The sequence below is a fragment of the Pseudomonas sivasensis genome, from assembly GCF_021391435.1.
Taxonomy (GTDB): domain Bacteria; phylum Pseudomonadota; class Gammaproteobacteria; order Pseudomonadales; family Pseudomonadaceae; genus Aquipseudomonas; species Aquipseudomonas sivasensis.
Map to the genome: position 1 here is coordinate 546,883 of NZ_CP090029.1, position 14,291 is coordinate 561,173.

At 58.8% G+C, this 14,291-nt stretch carries 11 protein-coding genes; 5 read left to right on the forward strand and 6 right to left on the reverse strand.

Annotated elements, in window-relative coordinates; translation table 11 throughout:
* Positions 1-33: 33 nt before the first annotated feature.
* Positions 34-513, forward strand: coding sequence for a protein-export chaperone SecB (secB, locus tag LRO94_RS02420; protein ID WP_014716520.1), 480 nt, complete (start codon positions 34-36; stop codon positions 511-513).
* A 127-nt stretch (positions 514-640) separates the two neighbouring features.
* Here secB and LRO94_RS02425 read toward each other — a convergent pair whose 3' ends face one another.
* The gene (locus tag LRO94_RS02425; protein WP_010563141.1) at positions 641-1,096 is read right to left on the reverse strand and encodes a tRNA (cytidine(34)-2'-O)-methyltransferase; all 456 of its coding nucleotides are present in this window, start codon (positions 1,094-1,096) and stop codon (positions 641-643) included.
* Here LRO94_RS02425 and LRO94_RS02430 point away from each other — a divergent pair.
* Positions 1,095-1,535, forward strand: a complete 441-nt coding sequence (locus LRO94_RS02430; RefSeq protein WP_179179648.1) for a hypothetical protein — start codon at positions 1,095-1,097, stop codon at positions 1,533-1,535. The two genes, LRO94_RS02425 and LRO94_RS02430, sit on opposite strands and share 2 nt — an antisense overlap.
* A 617-nt stretch (positions 1,536-2,152) precedes the next feature.
* Here the strand turns inward: LRO94_RS02430 and ntrC are convergent.
* The 4 genes from ntrC to glnA form a co-directional block, all read right to left on the reverse strand.
* Entirely contained in the window at positions 2,153-3,589 is a 1,437-nt protein-coding gene (ntrC, locus tag LRO94_RS02435; RefSeq protein WP_032890139.1) for a nitrogen regulation protein NR(I), read from the reverse strand.
* A complete protein-coding gene (gene glnL / locus LRO94_RS02440) occupies positions 3,586-4,671 on the reverse strand; it encodes a nitrogen regulation protein NR(II) (RefSeq protein ID WP_032890142.1) in 1,086 nt (361 codons plus the stop codon). Before glnL ends, ntrC begins: the two co-directional genes overlap by 4 nt.
* A gap of 311 nt (positions 4,672-4,982) precedes the next feature.
* Positions 4,983-5,519 (reverse strand): chorismate mutase, encoded by a 537-nt coding sequence (locus LRO94_RS02445; protein WP_099601994.1) that lies wholly within the window; start codon positions 5,517-5,519, stop codon positions 4,983-4,985.
* A 207-nt stretch (positions 5,520-5,726) separates the two neighbouring features.
* Positions 5,727-7,133, reverse strand: a complete 1,407-nt coding sequence (gene glnA, locus LRO94_RS02450) for a type I glutamate--ammonia ligase (protein WP_032890148.1) — start codon at positions 7,131-7,133, stop codon at positions 5,727-5,729.
* Positions 7,134-7,467: 334 nt separating this feature from the next.
* On the opposite strand from glnA, the gene thiI reads away from it, so the two are divergent.
* Both thiI and typA read left to right on the forward strand, forming a co-directional pair.
* Positions 7,468-8,922, forward strand: coding sequence for a tRNA uracil 4-sulfurtransferase ThiI (gene thiI / locus LRO94_RS02455; RefSeq protein WP_032890151.1), 1,455 nt, complete (start codon positions 7,468-7,470; stop codon positions 8,920-8,922).
* A 139-nt stretch (positions 8,923-9,061) separates the two neighbouring features.
* Positions 9,062-10,882, forward strand: coding sequence for a translational GTPase TypA (gene typA / locus LRO94_RS02460; protein WP_032890153.1), 1,821 nt, complete (start codon positions 9,062-9,064; stop codon positions 10,880-10,882).
* A gap of 203 nt (positions 10,883-11,085) precedes the next feature.
* Here the strand turns inward: typA and LRO94_RS02465 are convergent, their stop codons facing one another.
* Positions 11,086-11,520: a YkgJ family cysteine cluster protein gene (locus LRO94_RS02465; protein WP_003187815.1), complete on the reverse strand. Its 435-nt coding sequence runs from the start codon at positions 11,518-11,520 to the stop codon at positions 11,086-11,088.
* A 239-nt stretch (positions 11,521-11,759) separates the two neighbouring features.
* On the opposite strand from LRO94_RS02465, the gene LRO94_RS02470 reads away from it, so the two are divergent.
* Positions 11,760-14,210, forward strand: a complete 2,451-nt coding sequence (locus LRO94_RS02470; RefSeq protein WP_032890155.1) for a glycogen/starch/alpha-glucan phosphorylase — start codon at positions 11,760-11,762, stop codon at positions 14,208-14,210.
* Positions 14,211-14,291: the final 81 nt, after the last annotated feature.

The following is a 14,291-nucleotide window of genomic DNA, read 5'->3' on the forward strand; positions in this document are numbered from 1 at the left end:
CCTAAAAGACCCCAAGATCAAGAAGGATCTGCGATGACTGACCAACAGAACACCGAAGCAGCAGAAGCTCAAGGCCCACAGTTCTCGCTGCAGCGTATCTACGTGCGTGACCTGTCGTTCGAAGCGCCGAAAAGCCCGGCCATCTTCCGCCAGGAGTGGACCCCAAGCGTTGCGCTGGACCTGAACACCCGTCAAAAGGCACTGGAAGGCGACTTCCACGAAGTTGTGCTGACCCTGTCGGTCACCGTCAAGAACGGTGAAGAAGTGGCCTTCATTGCTGAAGTGCAACAGGCCGGTATCTTCCTGATCCAGGGCCTGGACGAAGCGTCCATGAGCCACACCCTGGGCGCGTTCTGCCCGAACATCCTGTTCCCGTATGCCCGTGAGACCTTGGACAGCCTGGTCACCCGTGGTTCGTTCCCTGCGCTGATGCTGGCTCCGGTGAACTTCGATGCCCTGTACGCTCAAGAGCTGCAGCGCATGCAACAGGAAGGCGCACCGACGGTTCAGTAATCTCGAGCCCGACGCAGAACCCAATGTGGGAGGGGGCTTGCTCCCGATAGCGGTGGATCAGTCAGATACATGTCGACTGACACTCCGCCATCGGGGGCAAGCCCCCTCCCACATTTTGTTTGGTGTGTTATTTGAAACCGAGTTGGCGCCAACCTTCGTACACGGCAACGGCTACGGTGTTGGACAGGTTCAGGCTGCGGCAGCCTTCGCGCATTGGCAGGCGAAGGCGATGCCCATCGGGCAGGGCGTCGAGCACTTCGGCCGGCAGGCCACGGCTCTCCGGGCCGAACAGGAAGGCATCGCCCTCAGCAAAACTGGCATCATGGAACGGTCGCGAACCCTTGGTGGTGAACGCGAACAAGCGCGGATGCCCCAGGCTTTCCAGGCAGCTGGCCAAGTCGGCGTGGCGCTGGAGCGTGGCGTACTCGTGGTAGTCCAGCCCGGCACGGCGCAGACGCTTGTCGTCCATGTCGAAGCCCAGGGGCTCGATCAAATGCAGGTGGCAGCCACTGTTGGCGCACAGCCTGATAACGTTGCCGGTATTCGGCGGAATTTCTGGTTGAAAAAGGATGACGTGAAACATGCACGGCTCCGAAGGCAAAGATGCGCTGCATTCTACCCCTGAAGAAGACCCAAGACCGAAGCTATTGCCAAGGGTCATGGGCTCGCTGGCGATTGTCGGCTTGATGGTGGGCCTGATGATTGGCCGGCTGACCACAGCGGACCCGGTCGAACTGCAACAGGTAGAGACGACCACGGATGGCGTAGTGGTGTGGTTCAACAGCGAACCCAAGCTGCACGGCGAGCATATCGATGGCACCGTGGCGTTGCTGTTTGATGCCCAAGGCAAGGCCAGCACCGGGCAACTTAAGGTCAACGACAAGGACGTGAACTGGCGCGTGCGCAAGACCGATGGCGGCCTGCTGCTGAACCTGGTCGCGGCTCGGCCGTTGCGCGGGGAGTGGAGGGGAGAAGAGGTCGATGACCGCTGGCGGTTGGAGATCCATCTCCAGGAGCAATAAAAGAGGGAATCCCCGGCCTGCCTGTACCAAGGTCCCCAAAACGGGCTGGGGCTATGGGCGCTGTGCCACATAAGCCCCGGTGTAAAGAAGGGAGTTCCCGGCCTGCCTGTACCAGGGCTCCCAAAACGGGGTGAAGCCATCAAGGCTTCGGTGTTAAAGAGGGAGTCCCCGGCCTGCCTGTACCGAGGTTCCCCAAAGCGGTGTGGAGCGCGACGCGGTTCGCATCAAGCACCCCGGGTGTAAAGAGGGGATTCTCGGCCTGCCTGTACCAAGGTCCCCGAAACTGGGTTGTACTTGGGTTATTGCAGGGCGCGTGCCAGAGTGGCTAAGTTGTGCCAAAAAAACTCTTCAAAAAGCGCAAAGCCCCGGATTACGGGGCTTTGGTGTTTTCGGAATTCAGCATTCTCTTAACAAAACGGTTGGTTCGGGCGTGGAACGTGTGCGCGATGCTAGAACAGGGTGCATTGAAGCGGTGCACGGTTCTGAGTCCGTGTGGAGGTCTAAATGTGGGAGGGGGCTTGCTCCCGATGGCGGTGTATCAGGCACAGACGTTGTGACTGACCTACTGCTATCGGGAGCAAGCCCCCTCCCACATTAGACCTCAGTGGATTCGAGATTCAGGCGTCGTCGCCCTCATCGTCGTCACCACCGTCCACTTTCATGCCCAGCTCCTTGATCTTGCGCGTCAGGGTATTGCGACCCCAGCCCAGCAACACCGCAGCATCGCGCCGGCGGCCGGCGGTGTGCTTGAGGGCGGTCTCGATCATGATCCGCTCGAACGCTGGTACGGCGCTGTCCAGCAGGTTCGACTGGCCCCGTGCCAGTGCCTGGTCGGCCCATTGACGCAGCGCCTGCTCCCAGTTGGTCACTGGTGCCGAATCCTGCGGCAGGCTCAAAAGCTCCGGCGGCAGGTCGCCGATATGCACTTCGCGCCCGGACGCCATCACCGTGATCCAGCGGCAGGTGTTCTCCAGCTGGCGCACGTTGCCTGGCCATGGCAGGTTCTTCAGGTATTCCTCGGTCTCGCTTTTCAAAAGCTTCGGCTCGACCGCCAGCTCCAGGGCGGCGCGGCTGAGGAAGTGGCGGGCGAGGGTGGGGATATCTTCGCGGCGGTCCGACATGCGGGGGATGTGGATGCGAATCACGTTGAGGCGATGGAACAAGTCCTCACGGAACTTGCCCGCATGCACCAGGGTTTCCAGGTTCTGGTGAGTCGCGGCGATGATGCGCACATCAACCTTGACCGGTGTGTGACCGCCCACGCGGTAGAACTCGCCGTCCGCCAGTACGCGCAGCAGGCGAGTCTGGGTGTCGGCCGGCATATCGCCGATCTCATCGAGGAACAGCGTGCCACCATCCGCCTGTTCAAAGCGTCCGCGACGCAGGTTGGCGGCGCCGGTGAACGCGCCTTTCTCATGGCCGAACAACTCGGACTCCATCAAGTCCTTGGGGATCGCTGCCATGTTCAGTGCAATAAACGGCGACGCTGCCCGTGGGCTGTGACGGTGCAGAGCGTGGGCTACCAGCTCTTTACCGGTACCCGACTCGCCGTTGATCAGCACGGTGATGTTGGAGTGGCTCAAGCGCCCGATGGCGCGAAACACTTCCTGCATCGCCGGCGCTTCACCGATGATTTCCGGGGTGCGGGTCAGGGCCGGCGGGGCTTCCTGATTCTGTTGTTCCTGGGCGTGCTGGTTGGCGCGCTTGACCAGCGCCACAGCCTCGTCCACGTCAAACGGCTTGGGCAGGTATTCGAATGCGCCGCCCTGGTAAGACGCGACAGCGCTGTCCAGGTCGGAGTGCGCAGTCATGATGATCACCGGCAGGCGCGGGTGCTGCTCGCGGATGCGTGCCAGCAGGTCCAGGCCACTGGCGCCTGGCATGCGGATGTCAGAAATAATCACGTCGGGCTGCTGGCGTGCCAGGCGGCTCATCACCCCGTCGGCGCTGTCGAAGCTCTGGGTGGTCATGCCTTCCTGTTGCAAGGCTTTCTCAAGGACCCAGCGGATAGAACGGTCGTCATCGACGATCCAGACAGTTTCACTACGGCTCATGTCGATGGGGCTCCTTGTTCCAGAGGCAGAAAGATCGAGAACGTGGTGTGGCCGGGATGGCTCTCACATTCGATCAGACCCTGGTGCTGGCTGATGATGTTCTGGGTGATGGCCAGGCCCAGCCCGGTACCGTCCGGGCGGCCGCTGACCATGGGAAAGAAGATAGTTTCCTGAAGTTCCGCAGGAATGCCTGGGCCGTTGTCGATGATCTCGACCTTGGTCACCAGGCGATGGCGCACATGGCCGATGGTGAACTGGCGCAGTGCGCGGGTGCGCAGGCTGATGCGGCCCAGGCGCAATTCGTTCTGGCTGCTGATGGCCTGCATGGCGTTGCGCACGATGTTGAGCACCGCTTGGATCATCTGTTCGCGGTCGATCAACACGTCGGGAATGCTCGGGTCGTAGTCGCGCACCAAGGTGATGCAGCCCTGGCTTTCCGCCTCTACCAGATGACAGACGCGCTCAAGTACTTCGTGCACGTTGGTCATCGCAAGGGACGGCAGCTTGTTGGAGCCGAGCATGCGGTCCACCAAGTTACGCAGGCGGTCGGCTTCTTCGATGATGACGTTGGTGTAGTCCTTGAGGTTCTCGTCCGGTAACTCGCGGGCCAGCAACTGCGCTGCGCCACGGATGCCGCCCAACGGGTTCTTGATCTCATGGGCGAGGCCACGTACCAGCATCTTGCTGGTTTCTTGCTTGGACAACTGCGCTTCTTCTTTGGTGATGCGCAGCAGGCGGTCACGGGGATGTACTTCAAGCAGCAGCAGGGTCGCGCCGTTGCTCAGGATCGGGGTCACAGCGTAGTCGACGGTCAATGTCTGCCCGGTAAGGGCCGTGAGCATCGCTTCACGCTTGGTGAATGGATGCGCCTGCTCCACCGCCTGGCGTAACGAGCTCAAGGCTTCGGCCGACTCGGTGAACAGCTCGCTGATGAACTGCCCATGGCTGCGCTGGCCACTGATGGCCAGAAGCATCTCCGCCGCCGGGTTCATGTACTCAAGACGCAAGTCGTCATTGAGCAGGATGGTCGCGGTGGTCAGGTTGTCGAGTAGCAAACGGTGCAGTGCATCGCTGATGGTCATCAGGACCTCTTTTGGAGCAAGGCGCGGGCTTGAGGCACACGCTGATACAAGGAAAATGCAAAAACCAAACCAAGGCTCCGAAAAGAAGCGCGAAAGCCCTGAAATGGGGGGTTAGGGCCCGAAACTGTGGCGTTCTGCCAGCTTGAACGGGAAGTTTCGAACCAAAATGGTGTTAGTCGTTGGGGCGGGTGCAGGATGTCGCACCAATATAGTGCGGTTTTGTGAAGGTTGTTCAGGAAGTGCCGAAATCATATAAATCAAATGTGGGAGGGGTTGCCCCTCTCCCACATTTTTGGATCGGGGTTACAGTTTTAGTCTTTGTAGATACACAGCTCGGCCGTAGCGCGGATCATCGCCAATTGCCGCAGTGGGTCGTTCAGCGGCTCATGTACCGCTTCGGCCAGCCATTGAGGGCACTGCGGGTCGGTACGTTGTGGAGTGAAGTCCGCCAGTTGTTGCAGCAGGCGTTTTTGCAATTGATCCAGTTGCGGGCGAATCTGCTTTACCAGGTCCGGGCGCGGGTCGTCGGGTGCCTTGCCCTGGAACTGCCAGTCGGACAGGTGGGTGTACTGCACCAGCTTGTTTGCCTCGATCTGCGCCGAGAAAAATTGCTCGGCGGCGGCGGGCTCCAGTTTGTAGCTCGGTGCCTGGGCAATGACGCTGGCGAGCACATCTTGCTCGCGCTTTTTGTCTTCTACCGGTTTTTTGCTGTCCCATTTGCTCAGGGCCACCTGGTCGGCAATGGTCAGGCGTTCGGCGATGCTGTTGAGCAATGGCTCCAGTGTCGGCGGTGCAGCGAATGCACTGGCGCTGACGAATAACAGAGCGAACACAAGTCGACGTTTCAATGCTGATCTCCTTGTGGGAGGGGGCTTGCCCCCCGATAGCAGAGTGTCAGTCAGCACCTGTATCAGCTGACCCACCGCTATCGGGAGCAAGCTCCCTCCCACCTTTTTGATTAAGTTTGCAGGTGTGGAACTGTGTAATTCACGGGCAAAAAAAGACCTCCCGAAGGAGGTCTTTTTTGTCACGCTACTTTAAGCAGCGCTACCGGATCAGCAGCTGTAGTACAGCTCGTATTCCAGTGGGTGTACGAAGGTACGAACCTTGATTTCTTCTTCGCTTTTCAGGCCGATGTAAGCGTCGATGAAGTCGTCGCTGAATACGCCGCCTTTGGTCAGGAACGCACGGCCCTTGTCCAGCTCTTCCAGGGCTTCTTTCAGGCTGCCGCACACTTGTGGGATCTCTTTGGCCTCTTCAGGCGGCAGGTCGTACAAGTTTTTGTCGGCAGCGTCGCCAGGGTGGATCTTGTTCTGGATACCGTCCAGGCCGGCCATAACCAGAGCTGCGAAGGCCAGGTAAGGGTTGGCTGCTGGATCCGGGAAGCGAGCTTCGATACGGCGAGCGCGTGGGCTGGAGACGTAAGGAATACGGATCGAAGCGGAACGGTTGCGCGCCGAGTAGGCCAGCATTACCGGAGCTTCGAAACCTGGGACCAGACGCTTGTAGGAGTTGGTCGAAGGGTTGGTGAAGCCGTTCAGGGCCTTACCGTGCTTGATGATGCCGCCGATGAAGTACAGGGCGGTGTCGGACAGGCCGGCATAACCTTCGCCAGCGAAAGTGTTCTTGCCATCTTTGGCGATGGACAGGTGAACGTGCATACCCGAACCGTTATCGCCGTACAGAGGCTTAGGCATGAAGGTCGCGGTACGGCCGTAGGCAACGGCAGTGTTGTGTACGCAGTACTTCAGGGTCTGAACTTCGTCAGCCTTGGCAACCAGGGTGTTGAACTTCACACCGATTTCGTTCTGGCCGGCAGTCGCCACTTCGTGGTGGTGAACTTCGATGACCAGGCCCATGTCTTCCATGGCGTTGCACATGGAGGTACGGATTTCGTGGTCGTGGTCGAACGGCGGAACTGGGAAGTAACCACCTTTGATGCCTGGACGGTGGCCATGGTTGCCGCCTTCCACGTCCTGATCGGACATCCACGAACCTTGTTCAGAGTAGATCTTGAACATGGAGCCGGAGATGTCGGACTTGAACTTCACTTGGTCAAAGATGAAGAATTCTGGCTCTGGGCCTACGAATACGGTGTCACCGATACCGGTCGACTTCAGGTATTCCTCGGCACGCTTGGCGATCGCACGTGGGTCGCGGTCGTAGCCTTGCATGGTCGAAGGCTCGATCACGTCGCACACCAGGATCAGGGTGGCTTCTTCGGTGAACGGGTCCAGCACGGCAGTGCTGTCGTCCGGCATCAGGATCATGTCGGAGGCTTCGATGCCTTTCCAGCCAGCGATGGAGGAACCGTCGAACATTTTGCCTTCTTCGAAGAACGCATCATCCAGCGCATCGCGAGCCGGCATGGTCACGTGGTGCTGAGTGCCTTTGGTGTCCGTGAAGCGCAGATCAATCCATTTAACGTCATGATCTTTGATGAGTTGAACCGACTTCGACATAGTGTCCTCCGGGTGGCTTCGGGCTGGGGTAGTGGAGTTAGCCCTTAGAATGTGGGTGATGCCGGCGCGGATAGTCCGCCATGGCAACCTGCCTCACAAGAGAGCAAATTGCATGCCAGTGCGCCAACATGGGTTTTTTGCTCCAAAAACGCCCCTATAAAGGTGCATTGCGACAAAAGCGCGAAATTCGCGCACTGCAATGTGGCGCTGACGCGTGCAAATGCACTGCTTTAGTGCGAGTCGAGTGATGTGCATATTAACTGGTTAAACCTTGAGCGATTTCCGCTATAATCCGCGCCCCCCTTTTTCGGCAGGCCCTGCGCGCGCTGTTTCCATGAAATTAATCGTTAAAGTCTTCCCCGAGATCACCATCAAGAGCCGACCGGTACGGATGCGTTTCATCCGTCAGTTGGCCAAGAACATCCGTGCCGTGCTCCGCGATCTGGACCCGGCTGTGGTGGTGAACGGTGTGTGGGACAACCTCGAGCTGGAAACCCGCCTCACCGACGCCAAAGCCTTGAAGGACATGACCGAGCGCCTGAGCTGCATGCCGGGTATCGCGCATTTCCTCCAGGTGGATGAGTACCCGCTGGGCGACTTCGATGACATCACCGAAAAATGCAAACGGCACTTCGGTGACAGCCTTGAAGGCAAGATTTTTTCGGTACGCTGCAAGCGTGCCGGCAAGCACCCATTCAGCTCCATGGACGTCGAGAAATACGTCGGCAGCAAGCTGCGTCGCGAGTGCGGCGCCGCCGGAATTTCCTTAAAAGCGCCACAAATTGAAGTGCGCATGGAAATTCGCGACCAACGGTTGTTTGTGATTCACAGCCAGCACGACAGCATCGGCGGCTACCCGTTGGGCGCCCTGGAACAGACCCTGGTATTGATGTCCGGCGGTTTCGATTCCACGGTCGCGGCCTACCAGATCATGCGCCGCGGCCTGATGAGCCACTTCTGCTTCTTTAATCTGGGTGGGCGTGCACACGAATTGGGCGTGATGGAAGTCGCGCACTTTATCTGGAAGAAGTACGGCAGCTCCCAACGCGTGCTATTTGTGAGCGTACCGTTTGAGGAAGTGCTGGGCGAAATTCTCGGTAAAGTCGATAACAGTCATATGGGCGTAGTATTGAAGCGTATGATGTTGCGCGCTGCGTCTCGGATTGCCGATCAGTTGCAGATCGACGCCCTGGTGACCGGCGAAGCGATTTCCCAGGTTTCCAGCCAGACGTTGCCGAACCTGTCGCTGATCGACTGCGTGACCGAGAAGCTGGTGTTGCGCCCACTGATCGCCAGCCACAAGCAGGACATCATCGATTTGGCAGAAGAAATCGGCACCGCCGACTTCGCCAAGCATATGCCTGAATACTGCGGGGTCATCTCGGTGAATCCCAAGACCCACGCCAAGCGCAACCGCGTGGAGTACGAAGAACAACAGTTTGATATGGCGATTCTGGAGCGTGCGCTTCAGAACGCCAAGCTGGTCCCGATCGATCGTGTTATCGACGAACTGGGCCAGGATGTGCAGATCGAAGAAGTCAGTGAAGCCCTGGCCGGCCAGATTGTTGTCGACATCCGTCACCCGGATGCCGCTGAAGATGAGCCGCTGGAAATTCCTGGCGTCGACGTACAAACGCTGCCGTTCTACGCATTGAACGCGCGTTTCAAGGAACTGGATGACAGCCGTCAGTACCTGCTGTATTGCGACAAAGGCGTGATGAGTCGCCTGCATGCCCACCATTTGCTCAGTGAGGGGCATGCCAATGTGCGCGTTTATCGACCGAGCTAAGAGCCCGGGGCTGTTTGCCTGTGGCCTGCGTCACCGGCCCCCCGACTCTGCCGTCAAGCTGTAACGGCAAGGCCTGACTCTACTGTAAATCGCTGCCACGACCTGTCAGCACACCGAATCCTCTGATCGAGATACACAAGTGATCGAAAATCTACGTAACATCGCCATCATTGCTCACGTTGACCATGGTAAAACCACCCTGGTAGACAAACTCCTGCGTCAATCCGGCACCCTGGAGCGCAACGAGCTCAACGACGAGCGCGTGATGGACTCCAACGACCAGGAAAAAGAGCGCGGTATTACCATCCTGGCAAAAAACACCGCTATCAACTGGAACGGCTACCACATCAACATCGTGGACACCCCGGGCCACGCCGACTTCGGCGGCGAAGTAGAACGCGTAATGTCGATGGTTGACTCCGTTCTGCTGCTGGTTGATGCCCAAGACGGCCCTATGCCGCAAACCCGTTTCGTGACCAAGAAGGCTTTCGAAGCCGGCCTGCGTCCGATCGTGTGCATCAACAAGGTTGACCGTCCAGGCGCGCGTCCGGACTGGGTTCTGGACCAGATCTTCGACCTGTTCGACAACCTGGGTGCTACCGAAGAACAGCTGGACTTCAAAGTCGTGTACGCCTCGGCCCTGAACGGCATTGCCGGTCTGGAACACACCGACATGGCTGAAGACATGACCCCGCTGTACCAGTCGATCGTCGACAACGTACCGGCTCCAAAAGTTGACCGTGACGGCCCGTTCCAGATGCAAATCTCGGCACTGGACTACAACAGCTTCCTGGGTGTTATCGGCGTTGGCCGTATCGCTCGTGGTAGCGTCAAGCCGAACACCCCGGTTGTTGCTATCGGCGCCGACGGCAAGAAGCGTAACGGTCGTATCCTGAAGCTGATGGGTCACCACGGTCTGCACCGTATCGACGTTGAAGAAGCTTTCGCTGGCGACATCGTATGCGTGAGCGGTATGGACTCCCTGTTCATCTCCGACACCCTGTGCCAGCCGGACAACGTCGAGGCGATGAAGCCTCTGACCGTTGACGAACCAACCGTTTCCATGACCTTCCAGGTAAACGACTCGCCTTTCTGCGGTAAAGAAGGCAAGTTCGTGACTTCCCGTAACATCAAGGAACGTCTGGACAAAGAGCTGCTGTACAACGTTGCACTGCGCGTTGAAGAAGGCGACTCGGCTGACAAATTCAAGGTTTCCGGCCGTGGTGAGCTGCACCTCTCGGTACTGATCGAAACCATGCGTCGCGAAGGCTTCGAAATGGGCGTTGGTCGTCCAGAAGTGATCATCCGTCAAGTTGACGGCGTGAAGCAGGAACCGTTCGAAAACGTAACCATCGACACCCCTGAAGAATCCCAGGGCAAGGTCATGGAAGAGATGGGCCTGCGTAAAGGCGACCTGACCAACATGGTGCCGGATGGCAAAGGCCGTGTGCGTCTGGAATACAACATCCCTGCTCGTGGTCTGATCGGTTTCCGTAACCAGTTCCTGACCCTGACCAACGGCGCTGGCATCCTGACCTCGATCTTCGATCGCTACGACACCATGAAGTCCGGCGACATGTCCGGCCGTCAGAACGGTGTTCTGGTATCGGTTGAGACTGGCAAGGCACTGACCTACTCCCTGGAAACCCTCCAGGCGCGTGGCAAGCTGTTCGTTGAACACGGTCAAGAGATCTACAACGGTCAGATCGTTGGTCTGAACAGCCGTGACAACGACATGGGCGTCAACCCAACCAAAGGCAAGAAGCTCGACAACATGCGCGCTTCGGGCAAAGACGAAACCATCGCTCTGGTCCCACCTGTTCGCTTCACTCTGGAACAGGCCCTGGAATTCATCCAGGACGACGAGCTGTGCGAAGTTACGCCTAAGTCGATCCGCCTGCGTAAGAAGATCCTGGACGAAGGCGAGCGTACCCGCGCTGCCAAGAAAGCCAAGAACTGAGTTAACTCAGGCTGAATGAAAAACGCCCCCGGTCGAAAGGCCGGGGGCGTTTTTTTATGCCTGCTGGTTTTGTGGTGGCTGTACCGGCCTCATCGGGGGCAAGCCCTCTCCCACATTTGACCGAGTACAGCCATTTGGAATGCGGTCAGTGTGGGAGGGGGCTTGCCCCCGATAGAGCCCTTGAGCCCCCTGCAAAACCCGGATCAGAACTTGTCGAGGGTCTTGAAATTGGTCTCGCGCACCACTTCCTTCGGCTTGTACGCGCAATACCCCGGCCGCGGTCCGATCTTCGGGTGATTGCGGCAGGTATCCGGGCGCTTGTCATAAATAGTGCAGAAGCGCGTCTTACGATCCAGGTACAGGCAATCGTTGTTGCTCATGCGCTGCAGGGTAAAAATCTCGGATTTGTTGTTGTAGCGCTCGACGATGCCTTCCTTCTGCAACCGCTTGGCGATGTTCTTCGGCGGATCGCCGCGTTCGAACTCATCGACGATGCCAATGCGGATCAGGTCCTTGATCTTCACTTCGACCGGCAGCGTGCAGCAGCTGGACACGCAGCCACCGCACATGTGGGCGGAATATTTCTGCCAGGTCTCAAGACGGTCGAGTTCCGCGGCGGCGATCAGTTGAGGCTTCATCAAGGTTCCAAAAGGTGGGGCTGTATCCGGGCGCGCGATCATACCGGGATTGGTGGTTTTTTGAACAATATTTTGCGTATTTCATCCCGAACGGTGCGATGGGCGAAAGCAGGCACGGCCAATGCATCAAAACCCGCTAAAGGTAAATGCGTTAAAAAACTGCCGAACCAGAGCGTCTACCGTCTGTCAGACCGTCTAGGCTCTAGCAACTCCTTCTATCTCGCCCGAGGTCGCAATTGATGTCTCAGGAACCACTTGCACGAGAAGCAGAGGTAGCCGCATTTCGCGATGCCGTCTTGACCAAACTCACCTACGCGGTGGGCAAGGACCCGGATCACGCCTTCGACCACGACTGGTTCGAAGCCATTGCCCTGGCCGCACGCGACCAGATGGTCGATCACTGGATGGACCACACGCGGCGTATTTACCGCAAGGGCCAGAAACGTGTGTATTACCTGTCCCTCGAATTCCTCATCGGCCGTTTGCTCTACGACAGTCTGAGTAACCTTGGTGTGTTGGAGATTGCCCGCGAAGCGCTCAGCGAACTTGGCGTCGACCTTGAGCGTATCCGCCTGCTGGAGCCTGACGCGGCGCTCGGCAACGGTGGTCTGGGCCGCCTGGCCGCATGCTTCATGGAAAGCATGTCGACCTTGGGCATTGCCGGTCACGGTTATGGCATCCGTTATGAACATGGCCTGTTCCGCCAGGCGATTGTCGATGGCTGGCAACAGGAGCAGACCGAACGCTGGCTGGATTTCGGCAACCCGTGGGAGTTCGAGCGCGCTGAAGTGATCTACCCGATCGGCTTTGGCGGCAGCGTGGAAACCCTGCCGGACGCCGCCGGCAAGCTGATCCAAGTGTGGACGCCCAGCGAGACCGTGCGCGCCGTGGCCTATGACACGCCGGTGGTCGGTTGGCGCGGTGCAAGCGTCAACACCCTGCGCCTGTGGCGTGCACGGGCGGTGGAAGACTTGCACCTGGAGCGCTTCAACGCCGGTGACCACCTGGGCGCCGTCGCCGAAGTGGCCCGCGCTGAAAGCATCTCCCGGGTGCTTTACCCGGCGGATAGCACCGAAGCAGGGCAGGAGCTGCGCCTGCGTCAGGAATACTTCTTCGTCTCCGCCTCTCTGCAAGACCTGCTGCGCCGCCACAAAAACATGCATGGCTCGGTATTGAGCCTGGGCGAACACGCGGCGATCCAGCTCAACGACACCCACCCGTCCATCGCCGTGGCCGAGTTGATGCGCCAACTGGTGGATTTGCACGACATCGCTTGGGACGCCGCTTGGCAGGTCACGGTCGAAACCTTGTCCTACACCAACCACACCTTGCTGCCCGAGGCGTTGGAAACCTGGCCGGTAGGCCTGATGGAACGCATGTTGCCTCGGCACATGCAGATCATCTACCTGATCAATGCCCAGCACATCGACTCGCTGCGCGCCAAAGGTATCCACGATTTTGACGTGCTGCGCGCTGTGTCGCTGATCGAAGAAGACAATGGTCGCCGCGTGCGCATGGGTAACCTGGCGTTCCTCGGCTCCCACAGCGTCAATGGCGTGTCGGGCTTGCACACCCAACTGATGCGCAGCACGGTGTTCTCCGAACTGCACAAGCTCTACCCAGACCGCATCAACAACAAAACCAACGGCATTACCTTCCGCCGCTGGCTGTACCAGGCCAACCCCAAGCTCACCGAGATGCTGGTGGAAGCCCTGGGTCCGGACATTCTCGACACCATGGAAACCCGCTTGGGCGAATTGGAAACCTTCGCCGAGAAACAGACCTTCCGCAAAGCCTTCGCCGACCAGCGCCTGCACAGTAAGCGTGCACTGGCCGAGATCATCCACGAGCGCCTGGGCATTTCGGTGAACCCGGCGGCGATGTTCGACGTGCAGGTCAAACGTATCCACGAGTACAAGCGCCAACTGCTCAACCTGCTGCACACCGTGGCGCTTTACCAGGCGATCCGTGCCGAGCCGGGCACCGACTGGGTGCCGAGGGTGAAGATCTTCTCCGGCAAGGCGGCGGCCAGTTATCACCAGGCCAAGTTGATCATCAAGTTGACCAACGATATCGCCCGCACCGTCAACAACGATCCGACTGTGCGCGGGTTGCTCAAAGTGGTCTTCCTGCCCAACTACAACGTCAGCCTGGCAGAAAGCATCATCCCGGCGGCGGACTTGTCGGAGCAGATATCCACGGCCGGCTTTGAAGCGTCGGGCACCAGCAACATGAAGTTCGGCCTCAACGGCGCGCTGACCATCGGCACCATGGACGGCGCCAACGTGGAGATGCACGAGCGTGTGGGCGCCGATCACATGTTTATCTTCGGCCTCAGTGCACAGCAGGTGGAAGCCCGAAAACACGCTGGCGAGTTCAACGCCGGGCCTGATATTGCTGCGTCCCATCGCCTCAACGATGTGCTGCAAGCGATCCGTGGCGGGGTGTTCTCGCCGGATGATCCGGGCCGCTATGTGGGCTTGATCGACGGGTTGATCGACTACGACCGCTTCCTGGTGTGTGCCGACTTCGACTCCTACTGGGATGCCCAGGCGCGGGTCGAAGCGCATTGGCATGACTCCAAGGCATGGTGGCGTTCGGCGGTGCTCAATACCGCGCGCATGGGTTGGTTCTCGTCGGACCGGACGATCCGCGAGTACGCCACGGAGATCTGGAAAGCGCTCGACTAAGCACCCTGGATCCAAATATGGGAGGGGGCTTGCTCCCGATAGTGGATGGTCAGTTGACGAATATGTCGACTGACACGCCGC